The organism is Gramella jeungdoensis (genome assembly GCF_023805255.1).
GTDB lineage: Bacteria > Bacteroidota > Bacteroidia > Flavobacteriales > Flavobacteriaceae > Christiangramia > Christiangramia jeungdoensis.
Window position 1 is genome coordinate 81537 of record NZ_JAMSCK010000006.1, and the last position, 19194, is coordinate 100730.

Sequence of the window (19194 nt, forward strand, 5' to 3'; positions counted from 1 at the left end):
TTTTCTTAAATTTCCGAAAATCATTTCAGACAACCATTGATTTATAAGATTTTTAAGATATATGGATAATCTCGATTACGGTATCATAAGCAATTGTAAAAGTGCTGCTTTAATTTCGAAAACCGGATCCTTGGATTGGTGTTGTATGCCTAATTTTGATTCGTCAGCGATCTTTGCAAAGATCCTGGATGATGATATTGGAGGTAGCTTTGAGATAGAAGTAGGGGAGGACTATGAGATCACTCAGGAATATCTTTGGGAAACCAATATTTTAAGTACCGTTTTTGATAATGGGATGGATTCTTTTCAGCTTATAGACTTTATGCCCAGATATGCCAGAGAGGATGGCTCTTATTATGCTCCGCCTGACATTATAAGATTCTTCAGGTTAACTGGAGGTGAACCAAAGTTTAAGATAAAATACGATCCTAAACTCGATTTTGCTAAGGAAAAAACCTACAACGAGAATAAAGGAGATTATATAAAGAGTTTTACCAAGGAAGGTAAATATGATTCCCTGTTTTTTTATTCCAGTTTTAGCCTGAACGATATTATAGAGAGAAAGGAGATAACACTCAAAGGTAACGAATATTGCCTGGTAGGTTATCATGAAAAGCTGGTGGAGCAGACTTTAGACAGGTCTTATCTCAAATTTCAGCGTACCAAGGTTTATTGGATGAACTGGAGTGATAAGACCACTCGCTATACCCATTATGGGAATGAAATCATGCGAAGTGCCCTGGTTTTAAAGGCACTTAGTTATAAGAAATCGGGTGCTGTTCTAGCAGCCGCGACTACTTCGCTACCTGAAACCATAGGTGAAGAACGAAACTGGGACTATCGTTTCTGCTGGATAAGGGATGCCTCTATGGTAATTAAGGTTATGGCTGGATTAGGACATATAAAATCGGCCAAGGATTTCCTTCAGTTCATTATAGATATCATCCCTCATAAAGATGAGAAGATACAGATTATGTATGGTATCAACGGTGAAAAGGAACTTACCGAACATATTTTGAATCATCTTAAGGGTTACAAGAATTCTCATCCCGTTCGTACCGGTAATGCTGCCTATATACAAAAGCAGAACGATATCTACGGAATTTTGATGGAAGTGATCTACCAGCAGTTCCTCATGTTTGAGACTTCGCTTGAAAACTCTGAAGCTCTCTGGACCGTTGTGCGTGGAATAGTAATGATAGTACAGGAAAACTGGAAAAAACCCGATAAAGGTATCTGGGAGCTTAGAACAGAAGACAGGCATTTCATATTCTCTAAGCTTTTGTGCTGGGTGGCAGTAGACAGGGCTATCAAAATAGGAGAAGTGCTGCGTATGGGGATCAACGATACTAAATGGAAGGCGCTTAGAGAGGAGATTTACCAGGATATTTATAATAACGGCTGGAACGAGGAAAAACAGGCATATACTCAGTATTATGGTTCTCAGGATCTTGACGCCTCTACATTATTGATGCAGTCTTATGGATTTATTGAAGCAGACGATCCCCGGTTTATTAGTACAGTGAAGGCTACTGAAAAGGAATTATGCGAGGACGGTTTGATGTACAGATACAGGAACAGTGATGACTTTGGGAAACCATCCTCTTCTTTTACTATCTGCACATTCTGGCTTATAGATAGTCTTTATAAAATAGGAGAGAAGAAAAAGGCAAAACAGATGTTTGATCAGTTGTTGTCTTACAGCAATCATCTGGGGCTGTTTAGTGAAGATATAGATTTTAAGACCAAGCGTTTACTGGGTAATTTCCCTCAGGCTTATTCGCATTTGGCGCTCATAGAAACGGCGGCTAATTTTAGTAAGGGAATCGCGACAGACGGAATGATATTCAGGGAATAACTATTCTTCAGCTTTCTTATCTACTGTCACCCTCGTTTTGGGTAAGAATTCAGGGTACTCTCTCTGGATGAAATCCATGAGCTTTTCTCTAAGGAATACCCTTAGATCCCAGGCTGTGGGTGAGTTCCGGGCACTTACCAGTACTCTTAACTCCACCGACTTTTCCGTGGTGTTAGTGACTTGTAAAACATTCACATTCCCATCCCAGAGATCGGTAGATTCTAACAGGCGTGTTTGTTCTTTTCTTATCGCGTCGACTGGAAGGCCGTAATCGGCATAGATATAAACGGTTCCAAGTATATCAGCAGATGTTCTTGTCCAGTTTTGAAATGTATTTTCTATAAAATAAGTTGTAGGCACCACAAGCCTCCTTTTATCCCATACCCGCACAACCACATAAGTAAGATTGATCTCCTCGATCCATCCCCATTCTCCTTCTACGATCACAACATCATCAAGCCTAATTGGCTGAGTAATTGCTATCTGAATCCCGGCAAGTAAGGTTCCTATGGCTTTTTGTGCCGCCAGACCTATGATGATTCCGGCTATCCCTGCCGAGGTGAGCAGACTAATTCCAACAGATCTTATGCTATCAAAACTCATAAGGGCTATCCCAAGTGCAAGGATGACAATAATGAAAATTATGATATTTTCCAGGATCATGTATTGAGTATAGACTTTCCTGGCTTTCAGATTATCTGTGCTGTCCACATCATATTTTTTAAGCATCCTTTTTTTGAAGACCTTAAAAAGGAGGATAAGGAACCATGCTACACTAAAGATTATTCCGATAATGCTGATATGGCCAACGATTTTTTTTGTGGTTTCGAACATAAATACATCACCTATCACAGCGATCTGTGCTATCAGAGATGCAAGAAAAATGAGTAATGGGATTCGGATCTTCTGCGCAAAATTAACGGGAAGTATATTCCGGGGATCTTTACCAACACGTTTAAGAATGAAAAAAGCCAGGGAGAAGGTGAAGATTAGAATAAGGATGCCACCAATTAGATAAGTGGTTGTATTTCTTTCCATTTCAAGCATTTCTGATTGGTTTGATACTTAAAACTACTAAAAATGAATGCTATGGAAGATAAAACCGATGCATATTTAAATAAGTTTTATCGAGAGTATGAAGGTATATTATTTTCTTCTCTTCTTCCTTTTTCTATTTTTCTTTTTCTTATTTGAATAAACTGACTTAAAACTTCCTTTGGTGATAAATCGAATTGCGAGGTTTCTAATATCATCAAGGTCAGGTTTATTTTTGGTTTCGTCAATGAACTTTTTAAGAATTTTACGTCCTTCTTTTTCGTCGATATAGAAAAAATAATAAAAACCAATAGCAAAATCGTATATGCAATTTGTGGCTTTAATTTTTTTTTTTTCTCTATCTATAAAAGCAACAATATCTACATAGGACTGTGTGTTTTTAAATCTATATAAATGTCCTAATTCGAAGAAATTTTTATGGATTTTTTTATAATCCTTCTGGATTATCCCGAAAAAGGCACGATTAATAAAAATTTCTTGAGCTGTTGGTTTCAGGGCTGCAGCTTTCTCATTATATGATATTGCTTCATCAATGTGCCCTAATTCATATGAATTCCTTGCCAGTGAAATAAATTGAGAAAATGATTCTGGATGATCTCCAAAAAGTAATTCACATTCTTTTAATATTTCTCTAGATTTTTCCTTGTTTCCTTCTAAAATATATGCTCTTGAGGCCCGTAGCATGAGAAGATTTATAAGATTATAATTAATTCTTCCTTGTATAGCCAATTCTCTTTTCGAAATTGTATTCGGGCCTAATTCCCTAAATTTTATATTTTCAGAATGTTTTAACTTTTTTAATATAGATAGAGCTGCATCTAAATTATTTAAATATATAAGATAAATACCGGCATAGTGAAGAATTAAGTCTTTAAAGTTTCTTTTAAATTTTACTTTATCAATTCCATTATTCTTTTCAACAATTGCCCATTCTTTACCTGCATTTCGTAACTCAACTTCTCTCGAAATAGATATATTATCTTTAAATATTCTGAGGTTTTCATTAATATTAAAGTTGCCAGTAAAATTAATTTTATCTATTACTAACTTAAAATCAGAATTTCCATCCTCCTTTAAATAATTTCCACCTGATACTTCAGCATAAATAGCAGTATCCAAACTATAGTTCATGGACTGAACATATTTGACTAGTTTTTTTTCAGATTTGAAATAATTTATAGGATAAAGTCTTGTTTCGATTTCTGGATGTTCTTCATTAATATTTCTAAGAATATTTCTTACAAGATCCTTAAAACGGTTTTCATATTTATCCTTTTCTTCATCAAATTTTAAGAATATTCCTATGGTTATGTCCTTTTTCTTGACTCCAGGTAGCCTGTACGTTGATATTAACCAATAAATGGATAAGATGATTAGTAAAAAGGATGGTATCCAGATCCTGAAGATTTCTGAATTATCATTAGCTATTTCTAAATTAGTTACATTTAAAATCCAGAAATATGCACCTAGTATGAATATCAAAGTTAGAACAATTCCAATTGGTTTTTCCCAGGAATTTTTTGCCCGTTCTAAAATATGCGTATCAAGCATTAAATTTTATTAGATTATTGTTACAATAATAACTAATATTTTACGCTAAAACGTTATAATTTTTCAATAGTAATCAACATAAAAAAAGCCTCGCTAAATGCGAGGCTCTTTTCAGTTTACAGAATACTTAATTAAAAGCAATATTTATTCTCTGAAGTCAGCTTTTCAGCAATTATGTTTCGAAGTTTAACAATATTTGGCTGATTCTGATACTTTGTAAAACGCTTAAGTCCCATAAGCATCATGCGCTGTTCATCTCCTTCAGCAAAAGAAATAATACCTTCTTTAGCTTTTGTATTGATCAGGTCAACTGCATGATAGAGGTATAATTTAGCCATGGCGATCTGTTCTTTCTGACTGTCAGCACCAAATCTTTTGGCATTCTTTTCAGTTCTGAGGATCCCAGATTCTGCCATATAGATCTCAATTAGAATATCGGCTGCGGCTAATAATAATTGCTGATGTTCTTCAAGGTCTGGCCCAAATTTCTGAACCGCGCTTCCAGCTACCATCAGGAAGACTTTTTTCATCTTGGCGATCATATCTTTTTCTTCGCTGAAAAGCTCTGAATAATCAGGCTTTTCCATAGACGGAATTCCGGTAAGTTCATCAGCTACTTTCATAGCAGGACCAAGAAGGTCTACATGACCTTTCATCGCTTTTTTAACCAGCATTCCTACTGCCAGCATACGATTAATCTCATTGGTTCCCTCATAGATCCTTGCGATCCTGGCATCTCTCCAGGCAGATTCCATAGGAGTATCGGCAGAGAAGCCCATTCCTCCGAAGATCTGAATACCTTCATCGGTACAATTCTGAACGTCTTCTGAACAGGCAACTTTTAGAATGGAACACTCAATGGCGTATTCCTCAAAACTCTTGAGTTCTGCCTCTGCATGAGAGTTTCCTTCTTCCTGTCGAATGTTTATACGATCTTCAATATTCTTAGCCGCACGATAATTAGCGGCTTCCCCTACGTAGGCAGAAGTTGCCATCTCGGCAAGTTTAGATTTAATTGCCCCAAATTTTGCGATTGGAGTTTTAAACTGGATACGCTCATTGGCGTATTTCACAGCCACATCGGTAATTCTTCTCTGGGCATCCAGGGTAGCTGCAGCAAGTTTTATACGACCAACATTAAGAGCGTTCATTGCAATTTTGAAACCATTGCCTCTTTCTGAAAGCATGTTCTCTACCGGAACTTCCGTTTCATCAAAGAACACCTGACGGGTAGAGGAGGAGTGGATACCAAGTTTCTTTTCTTCTTCACCAAATGAAATTCCATTAGGATTCTCTTTGTCATACTCTACTATGAAGCCGGTGATATTTTTATCATCTTCAATACGAGCGAACACGATAAAAACCGATGCGAAGCCGGCATTGGAGATCCACATTTTCTGTCCGCTTATCTTGTAGCTTTTTCCGTCATCCGAAAGTACAGCCTTAGTTTTTCCTGAATTGGCATCACTACCTGCACCTGGTTCGGTAAGACAATAGGCTCCAAACCATTCGCCGGTGGCCAGTTTAGGAACGTATTTTTTCTTCTGTTCCTCGGTACCGTAAAGAAGAATAGGAAGAGTTCCAATTCCCGTATGAGCTCCAAAAGCCGTGGCGATAGAACCAGTTGCTCCTGAAATATAATCACATACCAGCATTGTAGAGACAAATCCCATTCCCAGTCCGTCGTATTCCTCTGGTACTGCAACCCCCAGGAAACCAAGCTCTGCAGCTTTGTTCATGATCTCTTCGGTAAGAGCGTAATTCTTCTTTTCAAATTCTTCTTTCTTCGGCCAGATCTCACGATCTACAAATTCCTTAACCGAATCTTTCATCATCTTCTGCTCCTCGTTAAGATCTTCAGGAGTGAAAACCTCTTCACTTTTGGTCTCCTTCACAAGGAACTGACCTCCACGAAGCATATCTTTTTTAATTGTTTTTTCGTCACTCATGTTTTTAGTAATTATGAAAATAGAGTTAAGAGAAGAGAATAAAGACTTAGAGATTGTTTTGAAAACTCATTGTCATCTTTTGAAACTCTTCAATTTTCATTTCTATTTTTTCCAGTTCGTTTTGATTTATATAGTTTCTGTGTTTTGCAATTAATAGCTGAGTTCCTAATTCAAATGATGAACCCAATGATATATCTAGAAAGTGTTTGAAAGATTTGTCTGTTCTTGATGATCCTTCAGCCATATTACTGACCATTGAAATGGAGCATCTGCTCATTTGAGAACTTAGACCATATACTTCGTGCTTTGGAAAGTTTACAATAATATCAGATAAGTCATTTGCTATTTCTAAGGCAAGTTTCCAAATCTTCAAATTCTTATAATTATGCCTTTTAGCACTCATAAGTCTATTTTCTCGTGTCTCTTTTCTACTTTCTAAAATATCTCATAAACTCCCGCAGCTCCCTGTCCTGTTCCAACGCACATGGTAACCATGGCATATTTATCTTTAAGGTTACGTTTTTTCATTTCATCGAAAATCTGAACAGAAAGCTTCGCTCCGGTACATCCAAGTGGATGCCCCATTGAGATGGCCCCTCCATTTACATTCACTTTCTCCTTGTCAAGATCAAGTTCTCTGATAACCGCAAGGGATTGAGAGGCGAAGGCCTCGTTTAGTTCTATAAGTTCTAGATCTTCTTTTTTAAGTCCAGCCTGTTTCAACGCATTTGGGATAGCATACACCGGCCCGATTCCCATAATTCTTGGTTCAACACCCACCGTAGAATAACTTACAAGCCTGGCCACCGGCTCAAGGTTTAGTTCTTTTACCATTTCCTCACTCATCACCATGGCAAATGCCGCACCGTCACTCATTTGCGAAGAATTTCCGGCGGTAACACTTCCTCCATCTGCAAATACGGGTCTAAGTTTGTTTAGAACTTCAATTGAAGTGTCTTTTCGTGGGCCTTCATCCTTATTTACCGTATATGATTTTGTTTGTTTCTTTCCATCTCCATCAACATAAGTTTCATCTATGTTTATGGGGACTATCTGGTCCTGGAATCGATCTTCCGCCTGGGCCTTTATAGCTCTTTGGTGAGAATTATAGGCAAACTCATCCTGATCTTCACGAGAGACATTGTATTTTTTCGCCACAGCTTCGGCGGTAAGTCCCATACCCCAGTAATAATCTTCATGTCCCTGCTTGGCAAGTTCATAGTCTGGTACTGGTTTATAACCTCCCATTGGGATATAACTCATACTTTCTGCTCCCCCGGCGATGATACAGTCGGCCATACCATTCTGGATCTTGGCGGTTGCGATTGCGATAGTTTCCAAACCTGAAGCACAATAGCGATTAACCGTCATTCCCGGAACATCTTCAATTTTTAATCCCATAAGGGAGATCAGTCGTCCTACGTTAAGTCCCTGTTCCGCTTCCGGCATCGCGTTTCCTACGATAACATCATCGATTCGTTTTTTATCAAATTCAGGCAATTTTTCCATCATGTATTGGATGGTTTCAGCAGCCAGCTCATCGGGTCTTTTAAACCTGAATACTCCACGTGGAGCCTTTCCTACTGCAGTCCTGTATGCTTTTACTATATATGCTGTTTTCATTTTTCTAGTATTTAGATATTAGATTTGAGAAGTGAGATTTAATTGACGAACTTCTTTAATAAACTGAAATTCATTTTCTGTATCTCCATCAAATCATTAATTATTGGTTTAATTTTATCTTCTGAAATTAATTTTAAACGATTAGAAATTATAAGTTGAGTTATCAACTCATTTGTTGAGCCATTTGCGATACCCAGAAAATTCCTGAATTCTCCGTTTGTATTGCGACCAGCACCTTCGGCGATATTAGATGGTATAGAAACAGCACTTTTTCTAATCTGGCTGGTAAGTCCATACTTTTCTTCAATAGGAAAACGGGAAGAAAGGATATAGACCTGTTCCGCAACACTTATGGCTTTTTGCCAAATCTTAAGTTCCTGAAAATTGTGCATCTTAATAAATTTCTAAAGTCTAAAATCTCAGATCTATTATCTAGTTTCTAAGCGGTTTTCCTTTTTTCAGCATATGCTGAAGTCTTTCGAGAGTTTTGCGTTCTCCCGTAAGAGAGAGGAATGCTTCCCTTTCAAGATCCAGGAGATATTGTTCGCTTACTTTTTGATTTTCTGAAAGGTCACCTCCGGCCATTACATATGCCAGTTTGTTGGCGATCTTTTGATCATGTTCGCTAATGTAGTTTCCGGCTTTCATCTGATCGGTTCCTACAAGGAAAGCTCCTAATGCCTGTTTACCAAGCACTTTTATATCGGTTCTATGAATCGGTTTTGTATAACCATTTTCAGCCATTAGCAGAGCATGCTTTTTAGCAATTGCCAGCTGCCTGTCGGGGTTCACCACCACAATATCTTTTCCTTTCTGAAGTATGTTCAGGTCATATGCTTCATATGCTGAAGTTGAAACTTTAGCCATACCTATAGCAAGGAAATGCTCTCTAAGTCGGTTTAATTCCACATCATCTTTTTGAAAGGTATCGGCAGCTCTCACGGTCATTTCTTTGGTTCCACCACCACCGGGGATCACACCAACTCCAAATTCAACCAATCCGATATAAGTTTCTGCCGCAGCAACCACTTTATCGGCATGTAGTGAAAGTTCACAGCCTCCACCCAGTGTCATTGCATGAGGTGCAGCCACAGTCGGAATAGAAGAGTAACGCATACGCATCATGGTATCCTGGAAGTATTTGATAGCCATATTAAGCTCATCATACTCTTGTTCTACCGCCATCATGAATATCATTCCAATATTTGCACCTACAGAGAAGTTCTTACCATTATTGGCTACTACCAGTCCCTGATAGTCCTTTTCGGCCATATCTATGGCTTTGTTAATACCATCAAGAACGTCACCGCCAATGGTGTTCATCTTGCTTCGGAATTCAACATTCAAAATTCCATCACCAAGATCTTCTACCACAACACCACTATTCTTAAAGACTTCTTTAGATTCCCTGATATTGTCCAGAATTATGAAAGCATCCTGACCCGGAACTTTCTTCTGTTCCTTGGCTTCTATATCATAATAGTAGGTTGCACCTTCTTTAACGGTGTAGAAGCTGTCACTACCATTTTCCAGCATTTCATTTACCCAGGCCGCAGGTTCATGGCCTTCTTCCTTCATCATTTCGATAGCTTTCTTTACGCCGATAGCATCCCATATCTGGAATGGTCCGTGCTCCCAGCCAAAACCGGCTTTCATGGCGTCGTCTATCTTATATAACTCGTCTGAGATCTCAGGGATCCTGTTAGATACATAAGCAAATAGGGCAGAGAAGGTCTTTCTATAGAATTCTCCGGCTTTATCCTTTCCATTTACAAGGACTTCAAAACGGTCTTCTACATTATCTATAGACTTGGTTAATTCCAGAGTGGCAAAAGAAGCGCTTTTTCTGTCCCGGTATTCCATCGTGTCTAGATCGAGAGATTTGATCTCGCTGGAACCGTCTTCCTTTTTAATTTTCTTATAAAAGCCCTGACCTGTCTTGCTACCATACCATTCATTTTCCATCATGGTATCTATGAAATCAGGTAAGGCGAAAAGGTCGTGTTGTTCGTCTTGTGGAACGTTTTCATATAGTCCATTGGCAACGTGCACCAGGGTATCTAAGCCCACCACATCCACTGTTCTGAATGTGGCCGATTTCTGTCGGCCAATGACCGGACCGGTAAGTTTGTCCACTTCTTCAATGGTCATTCCCATATCCTTAACCATATGAAAAAGGCTCATAATACTGAAGATCCCTATACGGTTCCCAATGAACGCAGGGGTGTCTTTCGCAAGAACCGGTTTTTTACCCAGAAACTTCTCACCGTACATATGGAGGAAGTCGAGGACTTCTTCTGAAGTTTCCTTTCCAGGAATAATTTCAAATAGTCTTAAATATCTTGGTGGATTAAAGAAGTGAGTTCCACAGAAATGTTTTTTAAAGTCTTCGCTTCTTCCTTCGGTCATAAAATTTATAGGAATCCCTGAAGTATTTGTCGTAATTAGAGTTCCTTCTTTCCTGTGTTTTTCAAGGTTTTCAAAGACCTGTTTTTTTATGTCAAGTCTCTCTACAACCACTTCAATTATCCAGTCTACTTCCGAAACTTTAGATATATCATCTTCAAGGTTTCCGGTTTTTATACGGCTGGCAAAATCCTGATGATAAATTGGAGAAGGCTTGGATTTTAAGGCACTTTGTAATGAATCATTTACGATTCTATTACGAACTGCTTTATCTTCAAGACTGAGACCCTTTTTTTGTTCTTTTTCATTAAGTTCCCTTGGCACTATATCCAACAAAAGCACCTCTACGCCAATGTTGGCAAAATGGCAGGCGATACCGCTCCCCATTATACCAGAGCCTATTACTGCAACTTTATTAATCCTTCTTTTCATCTTTTGGTTTTTATCATTTTTAAAACTCCCGGTAATGCCGGACGATTTATTTTATTTTGATCTCTTCGGTATATATTTTTTTCTCGTTGATTAGTTCCATTATGGTATTGGCAACTTCTATAAAGGTATGCAGGTCTTTTTCTGAAACGTTTTCCTTAACTGCTTCATCAAACCGAAGTACAACGCGTTTCGAGTAATCTCTCATCTCTTTTCCAAAATCGGTAAGATGGATAAGGACACTACGACCATCGTTAGGATTCTTCTTTCTAATAATAAGACCTTTTTCTTCCATAGATTTCAGGATTCTTGAAAGGCTTGTAGCCTCCATTCCCATTTTTGGACCAAGAGAAGTGGAAGGGGTACCTTCTTCGGGATCTATGCTTAAGAGGGCGAAACCTGTGGCCATTGTGCTCCCGGCTTTTCCTGCTTCCTCATTATACATTTTAGAAACAGCCATCCAGGTGGCACGCAGAACATAATCTATTGTCTTTTCTTTCATTTTCTATTTGAATGAATCCAAAGTTAGGAAAAAATATTATGCATGCATAATAAAATTATTTAAAAATTCAGATTTTATGAAAATCCAACTATTAAATTGTTAAAACAAAAAAACTCCTCTGGTCGGGAGGAGTTTTTTTTATTAAAATTTCAAAGCTTCAATTAAAAGCGATCATATAACTTTTCATATAAGTCGTGATACCTGTCACGAATAATACGCCGTTTTAATTTCATGGTAGGGGTAAGGTGTTCATCTTCTACCGTCCATGCTTCCGGCGTAAGGGCAAAGGTCTTTACCTGTTCCCATTTTCCGAATTTTTGGTTGTAGAAATCCACTTCTTCCTGGATACGTTCTCTTACAAGATCATTATTGGCGATATTTTCAGTACTGCCGTCACCAAGATCAATGTTCTTACGACGGGCCCATTCTTCAATAAATTCAAAATTAGGCTGAATCAATGCCGCCGGCATTTTTTCTCCGTCACCAACCACCATAATCTGTTCAATGAAACGGGATTGCTTCATTGTGTTCTCAATTAACTGAGGAGCCACATATTTCCCTCCAGATGTTTTGAACATCTCCTTTTTACGATCGGTTATCTTTAGAAAACCTTCCTTATCTATTTCACCAATATCTCCCGTATGGAAGAAACCGTCGGCTTCAAGAACTTCATCTGTCTTCTCCTTATCTTTATAATAACCTTTCATAATATTAGGTCCTTTGGCAAGGATCTCTCCATCTTCAGCAATTTTCACCTCTACATTGTCTAAAGGTTTGCCTACCGTTCCGATTTTGAATCCGTGGTTGCGTTCATCATTCACTGCAATTACGGGAGAAGTCTCTGTCAATCCATAGCCTTCCATTACGGGAATTCCTGCAGCAGCAAAAACTCTAGCAAGTCTTGGCTGTAAGGCTGCACTTCCCGAGACTATAAGTTCTATATTTCCTCCCAGACCTTCTTTCCATTTGGAGAAGATTATTTTCCTGGCAAGGCCTAGCCTGAATTCGTACCACCATCCATTGGCTCCATATGGTTCGTATTCGAGACCTAATTCTATAGCCCAGTAGAATAACTTCTGTTTTATTCCGCTTAAGGTAGATCCTTTAGCAACGATCTTGTCATAGACTTTTTCCAGCAATCTTGGAACTGCGGTTATTACATGTGGTTTTACTTCTTTAAGGTTGTCACTTATTTTGTCTATAGACTCTGCAAAATAGACCGAAACCGAATAATACTGATATAAATAAAGGATCATCCTCTCAAAAATATGACAAACGGGAAGAAAACTAAGCGAAACATAAGTGCCTGTTTCAAAAGGAACACGCGGTGCACTTCCCAATACATTACTCACGATATTCTCATGGGAAAGCATTACACCTTTTGGCCGTCCTGTGGTACCGGAAGTATAAATAAGGGTAGCGAGATCATCTGCTTTTACAGATTTCTTTAATTTTTCTACTTCATCCTGATTGGCTTTGTCTTTCCCGGCCTCAAGTATCTCAGTCCAGCTCTTGCAGTCGGTCAAATCATCAAAGCTGTAAACCTCCTTTAACTTAGTATTCGCCTTGATATGATTTACTTTTTGAAGTACCTCCTCGTCTGAAACAAAACAATAACTGGCTTCACTGTGATTTAGAACATATTCATAATCTTCTTCAGAAATGGTAGGATAGATTGGAACGTTCTGAGCTCCGATCTGCAGGATACCAATATCCATCACATTCCATTCAGTTCTATTGTTCGTAGATATGATGGCTATTTTGTCATTAGGTTTTACACCTAATCGCAAGAGGCCACGGCTTATCGTATTTGCCTGATCTATATATTGCTGAGTGGAAATTGCCTGCCACTTTCCATTATATTTTGTTGCAAACGCCTCTTCTAAAGGGTGATTTTCAAGTTGAAAATAAGGAAAGTCAAAGAGTCTATTTATTTCGTTCATGAAGTTAATCAATTAGATATGCCTTGCAAAATAGCAAAAAAGGGAGCTACTTCAAATCGATATTCTAAAAAAGAAGGGATGTTTTTTAACATCCCTTCAATATTGCTCATAAAAAATTAGTTTATTATTTTTTCTCCAGCCATTTCCTGGCATTCACAAAGCCTTCCAGCCATGGAGAGACTTCATCCTTTCTGTCTTTAGGATAATAAGCCCAGTTCCACTGAAAAGTTGAACGTTCAAGATGAGGCATCATCACAAGATGTCTTCCGCTGTCATCGGTAAGGATTGCCGTATTATAATGAGAACCATTAGGATTGGCAGGGTAGCCTTCATATCCATATTTCCCGACGATCTTATATTTTTCCTCTTCATAAGGGAAGCTGAATTTACCTTCACCGTGTGCTGCCCAGATTCCCAGTTTGCTTCCGGCAAGTGTTGAAAGCATTACCGAATCATTTTCCTGAATTTCAACAGAGGTGAAATTACACTCGAACTTATGCGATTCGTTATGAAGCATTTTTGGTTTTTGATCATGATCTGGATTGATAAGGCCCAGTTCAATGAACAACTGACAACCGTTGCAGACTCCCAGCGATAAAGTATCTTTTCTTGCAAAGAAATCATCCAGAGCTTTTTTAGCCTTTTCGTTATAAAGGAATGCTCCGGCCCATCCTTTTGCACTCCCAAGAACATCAGAGTTAGAGAAGCCTCCAACAGCAGCGATAAACTGAATATCTACCAATGTCTCTCTACCGGTAATCAGGTCGGTCATATGAACATCCTTTACATCAAAGCCGGCTAGATGCATGGCGCGTGCCATTTCCCTTTCAGAATTTGAGCCTTTTTCACGAATGATGGCCGCTTTAATTCTTGGTTTGGTAGTATCTATTTCCGGAAGTTTTCCTGTGAAATGCTCCGGGAATTTAAATTCTAGAGGTTGCTCCTTATAGTTATGATAGCGTTCTGTAGCCTTATCTATTCCGCTTTGTCTTTCGTCCAGAAGGAAAGAAGTCTTAAACCAGGTATCTCTTAGTTCAGGTATATTAAAGCTCAGGTTAGCGCCTGTATTTCTTATTTTAAGTTCTTTTCCTTCAGTAACCTTTCCTATTTTAAAGAATTCGATCTTCTTTTCATTAAGGATTTCTTCAACTGAAGCATCTTTCGCCTGGAAAACTATTCCGCAGTTCTCATTGAAGAGAAGCTTTACGATATCTTTCTCATTCAATGGAGAAAGATCAAGATCTGCTGAAAGATCAACATCGGCAAAACACATTTCAAGAAGGGTAGTAATTAGCCCACCTGAAGCTACATCGTGCCCGGCAAGGATCAGATCCTTTTTTATAAGACCCTGAATACTATTGAAAGTTTCAGCAAATTTTTTGTCATTCTGAATAGTTGGAACTTCGTTTCCAACTTTGTTCAGGATCTGAGCGAAAGAAGAACCTCCAAGTTTGAATTTGTCCTGAGAAAGGTTGATATAATAAATATCTCCACCTTTCTTTCGCAGAACTGGTTCCACAACTTTGGTGATATCATCACAATGCCCGGCGGCAGAGATGATGACGGTTCCGGGAGAGATCACCTCACCATCCTTATACCTTTGTTTCATGGAAAGGGAATCCTTTCCTGTGGGTACATTGATACCAAGGGAAATTGCAAAACCTGAAACTCCTTCCACAGCTTTATAGAGCCTGGCGTCTTCACCTTCATTATTACATGGCCACATCCAGTTGGCCGAAAGGGAAACCGATTTAAGACCTTTTTCCAAAGGAGCCCATACTATATTAGAAAGAGCTTCGGCAATAGAGTTTTTTGATCCGGCCACTGGATCTACAAGTGCTGAAACTGGGGAGTGGCCAACAGAGGTAGCAACTCCTTCTTTTCCTTTATAGTCTAAGGCCATTACACCACAGTTGTTAAGCGGTAACTGAAGTGTTCCAGCAGTCTGCTGCTTGGCCACCCTTCCGGAAACACAACGGTCTACTTTATTGGTGAGCCAGTCTTTGCAGGCCACGGCTTCCAGTTGCAGAACCTGATCAAGGTACTCATGTATTTTTGAGGTTTGGTATTCTACCTTAGAATAATCTCTTTTTACAGTGTTATCGGTCATTACCGTTTTTGGAGAGCTTCCAAACATGTCAGATAGTTCAAGATCCATAGGTTTCTGACCTGTTTTGATTCCTTCAAAAGTAAATCGATGATCACCGGTCACGTCACCAACTTCATACATGGGCGAACGTTCCCTGTCGGCCACACGTTTTAATTTTTCAATTTCAGCTTTACCAATAACAAGTCCCATTCTTTCCTGGGATTCGTTCCCAATGATCTCTTTTGCAGAAAGTGTTGGGTCACCAACGGGAAGAGCGTCAAGGTCTATTTTTCCGCCTTTTTCCTCTACAAGCTCACTAAGGCAGTTAAGGTGGCCTCCTGCACCGTGATCGTGAATAGAAACTATTGGATTCTCCTCAGCTTCTACCATTCCGCGCACCGCATTTGCAGCACGTTTTTGCATTTCAGGGTTGGATCGCTGAATGGCATTAAGCTCGATTCCACTACTGAATTCTCCGGTATCGGCCGAAGAAACTGCAGCTCCACCCATACCAATCCGGTAGTTCTCACCACCAAGTACTACTATTTTATCTCCTTTGTTAGGAACATCCTTTTTCGCCTGACTGGCTTTTCCGTATCCCACGCCGCCGGCAAGCATGATAACTTTATCATATCCTAGGGCACGGTCGTGCTCTGAATGTTCAAATGTTAATACAGAACCGGAAATAAGTGGCTGACCGAATTTATTTCCAAAATCGGAAGCACCGTTGGAAGCTTTTATAAGGATATCCATCGGAGTCTGGTATAACCATTCTCTTTCCTTCATCCCCTTCTCCCATTTTCTGTCTTTTTCAAGACGAGAGTAAGACGTCATATATACAGCGGTTCCTGCAAGTGGAAGTGAACCTTTTCCTCCGGCAAGCCGGTCCCGTATTTCACCACCACTACCAGTTGCAGCCCCGTTAAAAGGTTCAACAGTGGTAGGGAAATTATGGGTTTCAGCTTTTAGGGATATTACCGAATCAAAATCCTTATTCTCGTAATAATCTGGAATATCAGCAGATTTAGGAGCGAACTGTTCTACTCTGGGTCCTTTTACGAATGCTACGTTATCCTTATAGGCTGAAACTATATCGTTAGGATTCTCTTCGGAAGTCTTCCTGATAAGCTTGAACAGGGAAACGGGTTTCTCCTCACCATCTATAACAAAGGTACCGTTGAAGATCTTGTGACGGCAGTGTTCAGAATTCACCTGAGAGAAACCAAAAACTTCGGAATCTGTCAGTTTTCTTCCAAGCCTGTCTGCCAATCCCTGCAGATAAGCAACTTCTTCAATATTAAGCGCTAAACCTTCCTGTTGATTGAAAGCTTCTATATCGTCAACTTCTATGATCGGTGCGGGATTGATATGAATATCGAAGATATCCTGGTCAAGACCATCATATTTTTGAGAGAGCATAGGATCATAATCATGGAAGTGTTCATCTACTCTCAAAAACTCTTCAATTCTTATAAGCCCGTGAATTCCCATGTTCTGGGTGATCTCCACGGCATTTGTACTCCATGGAGTAATCATGGCTGCCCGGGGACCAACAAAAAAATCTGCCAGGGCAGATTTATTTATTTGTTGAGTATTTCCAAAAAGCCAGTTCAATTTTGCGATTTCCTGAGCTGAAAGTTCTGAGTGGGTCTCTACAGCAAAAACCTTGGTGGTCTGGTTTCCGAAGAAAAGGATCATCTATTATGTTTTGTGTTGTTTTTGAAAGGCACAAATTTATGATTTTTTCTTGGCTAGAATAAATAATTTAAGAAAGTTATATTCCAAATCATGTGGATATTCTTTATCTTGATACAATCAATCAAAAACTTCTCATCATGCTAATCAAAAGCGGTTCTTTCGTATTAATTTTTCTTGCTTTCCTTGGAACAAATTCATGTTCTATGGTTGGTGATGTTGGTAATAATCAAGGTGAATTGGTAGACGTGCGTATTAATCATTACAGGCAGACAGGAATAGGTGAAGCTCTTCATCTCGTTTACCTTATGCAGGAAGGGGAAGGCATTGGCAGTGAAAACTGGAGTTATTTGTATGAAGGAATAGAAGGCTTTGATTTTGAGTTAGGCTATATTTACGATTTGAAAGCAAGGAAAGTAAAGGTGGAAGATCCTCCCATGGATGGTTCTTCAATAAAATATATACTCGTAAACGTAAGGTCTAAGAAGAAGGTATCTGAAGATGAGACTTTTGAGATCAAATTAAAGTGGGGTGGAAGCAATTTTGTTACCGGTTCAAATAATAATTTTTACCTGCTGGATGAATATGAAATTATTTGTTCTGATCTATGCGAGGAATTCAGCCAAATACTTCAGGATAGGGATGAAGTAAGAGGCACTTTTGTTCATGGAGATAGCGAGACCTTAAAACTAATTTCAATACTGTAAATAGAGGTTGGCTAAAAAGTAGTTCCAGGTGTCATTACGAACGAAGTGAAGTAATCTCTCTTTTGCTTACCAAACATGAGATTGCTTCGTGCCTCGCAATGACAGTTCCAAGACTTTTAAGCTAGCCTCTTTTTATTCCTTTTCTAGCAACGCCATATAAAAGCCGTCATAACCACTTTCACTTGAAAGGATGGTCTTTTCCTTTTTTAACCTGAATTTTGCACCTTCTTCAGTTTTCAGGAATTTCTGTACCTGTTGCTGATTTTCTGACGGCAGAATAGAGCAGGTGGCATACACAAGTTGCCCTCCTTTTTTTAATATCTGCGAATATTTCTGAAGAATATCAAGCTGGGTATTTCTAATATTTTCAATGAACTCCGGCTGCAACTTCCATTTTGCATCCGGGTTCCGGCTTAAAACACCCAATCCGCTGCAAGGAGCATCTATAAGCACCCTGTCTGCCGTATTATACAGTTTCTTAATGACCTTTGTGGAGTCTATGCTCCTTGTATCTATATTATGCGCACCGGCACGTTTAGCCCTGCGCTTTAGCTCTTTAAGTTTATTTCCATAGATATCCAGGGCTATGATCTGGCCCTTGTTTTCCATTAAGGCTGCCAGGTGCAAAGTTTTTCCACCGGCGCCTGCACAGGTGTCCACCACCCTCATTCCGGGTTCAACGTTAAGGAATTCAGCGACTCTTTGTGAGCTCGCGTCCTGAACTTCAAATAAACCATCCTTAAAAGCCTTTGTTCGGAAAATATTGGCCCGTTCCTTTAATTCCAGGGCTTCCGGATAGTTTCTAAGGTTTGAGGTTTCTATACCTTCTTCCTTCAGAATTTCTGCAAGTTTCTGGGGAGTGGTTTTGAGTTTATTGGCCCTTATAACCACCGGCGCCTGATTATTAAGCGAATGAAGCTCTTTGGTCCAGGTTTTATCTCCAAGTTCTCTTGATCCAAGTTCATCCAGCCAGTCTGGCACAGATTCCCGGTACTTTCTTATTTTGCTCAGCTCATCAAACTTCCCTTTGATCCGTCTAACTGGTGTGCCTTCAAATTGCGGCCAGTCTGGTAATTTTATGCCACGCAGCACACACCATACCGAGAAAACCCTGAAAAGATCTTCTCTCGAGAACGGTTCTTTTACCTCTGCAATCTCAGCGTACAGTCTTTTCCATCTCACAATATCGTATGTGGTTTCCGCAATGAAACTTCTATCCCTGGAACCCCAGCGTTTATCTCTTTTCAGGGTCTTTTCGATTACCTTATCGGCATAGTTTCCCACATTAAAAATTTCGGCAAGAGCATCGATAGTGGCGAAAACAAGATTTCTGTGTAGGCGCATAAATTTCCTTTAAAGCGGCAAAGTTACGGTTTTTTGAACGGG

General features: G+C 39.2%; 13 protein-coding genes. 2 read left to right on the top strand and 11 right to left on the bottom strand.

Translation table 11 applies throughout. The features are described from left to right. The first annotated feature begins 61 nt into the window (after positions 1-61). Positions 62-1858: a glycoside hydrolase family 15 protein gene (locus tag NE848_RS15280; protein ID WP_252115252.1), complete on the top strand. Its 1797-nt coding sequence runs from the start codon at positions 62-64 to the stop codon at positions 1856-1858. Here NE848_RS15280 and NE848_RS15285 read toward each other — a convergent pair whose 3' ends face one another. The 10 genes from NE848_RS15285 to purL all read right to left on the bottom strand — a co-directional run bounded on the left by NE848_RS15285 (position 1859) and on the right by purL (position 17104). Continuing rightward, a complete protein-coding gene (locus tag NE848_RS15285) occupies positions 1859-2896 on the bottom strand; it encodes a mechanosensitive ion channel family protein (RefSeq protein ID WP_341482791.1) in 1038 nt (345 codons plus the stop codon). Between the two features lie 108 nt (positions 2897-3004). After that, positions 3005-4465 carry a tetratricopeptide repeat protein gene (locus NE848_RS15290; protein ID WP_252115256.1) on the bottom strand — a complete coding sequence of 487 codons (1461 nt, stop codon included), beginning with the start codon at positions 4463-4465 and terminating at the stop codon, positions 3005-3007. A gap of 131 nt (positions 4466-4596) precedes the next feature. After that, on the bottom strand, positions 4597-6414 hold the full coding sequence (locus NE848_RS15295; RefSeq protein ID WP_252115258.1) for an acyl-CoA dehydrogenase family protein: 1818 nt from the start codon (positions 6412-6414) through the stop codon (positions 4597-4599). A gap of 46 nt (positions 6415-6460) precedes the next feature. Next, positions 6461-6817: a four helix bundle protein gene (locus NE848_RS15300; RefSeq protein WP_252115260.1), complete on the bottom strand. Its 357-nt coding sequence runs from the start codon at positions 6815-6817 to the stop codon at positions 6461-6463. A 32-nt stretch (positions 6818-6849) separates the two neighbouring features. After that, positions 6850-8037 carry an acetyl-CoA C-acyltransferase gene (locus NE848_RS15305; protein ID WP_252115262.1) on the bottom strand — a complete coding sequence of 396 codons (1188 nt, stop codon included), beginning with the start codon at positions 8035-8037 and terminating at the stop codon, positions 6850-6852. A gap of 38 nt (positions 8038-8075) precedes the next feature. Further along, on the bottom strand, positions 8076-8429 hold the full coding sequence (locus tag NE848_RS15310) for a four helix bundle protein (protein ID WP_252115264.1): 354 nt from the start codon (positions 8427-8429) through the stop codon (positions 8076-8078). A gap of 40 nt (positions 8430-8469) precedes the next feature. Continuing rightward, positions 8470-10875 (bottom strand): 3-hydroxyacyl-CoA dehydrogenase/enoyl-CoA hydratase family protein, encoded by a 2406-nt coding sequence (locus NE848_RS15315; RefSeq protein ID WP_252115266.1) that lies wholly within the window; start codon positions 10873-10875, stop codon positions 8470-8472. A 46-nt stretch (positions 10876-10921) separates the two neighbouring features. Beyond that, on the bottom strand, positions 10922-11374 hold the full coding sequence (locus NE848_RS15320; protein WP_252115268.1) for a MarR family winged helix-turn-helix transcriptional regulator: 453 nt from the start codon (positions 11372-11374) through the stop codon (positions 10922-10924). 161 nt (positions 11375-11535) lie between these two features. Further along, positions 11536-13317, bottom strand: a complete 1782-nt coding sequence (locus NE848_RS15325; protein WP_252115270.1) for an AMP-dependent synthetase/ligase — start codon at positions 13315-13317, stop codon at positions 11536-11538. A gap of 124 nt (positions 13318-13441) precedes the next feature. After that, positions 13442-17104, bottom strand: coding sequence for a phosphoribosylformylglycinamidine synthase (gene purL / locus NE848_RS15330; protein ID WP_252115278.1), 3663 nt, complete (start codon positions 17102-17104; stop codon positions 13442-13444). 137 nt (positions 17105-17241) lie between these two features. On the opposite strand from purL, the gene NE848_RS15335 reads away from it, so the two are divergent. Next, positions 17242-17808 carry a DUF4377 domain-containing protein gene (locus NE848_RS15335; RefSeq protein ID WP_252115280.1) on the top strand — a complete coding sequence of 189 codons (567 nt, stop codon included), beginning with the start codon at positions 17242-17244 and terminating at the stop codon, positions 17806-17808. A 132-nt stretch (positions 17809-17940) separates the two neighbouring features. Here the strand turns inward: NE848_RS15335 and NE848_RS15340 are convergent, their stop codons facing one another. Beyond that, positions 17941-19152: an RsmB/NOP family class I SAM-dependent RNA methyltransferase gene (locus tag NE848_RS15340; protein ID WP_252115282.1), complete on the bottom strand. Its 1212-nt coding sequence runs from the start codon at positions 19150-19152 to the stop codon at positions 17941-17943. Between the last annotated feature and the right edge of the window lie 42 nt (positions 19153-19194).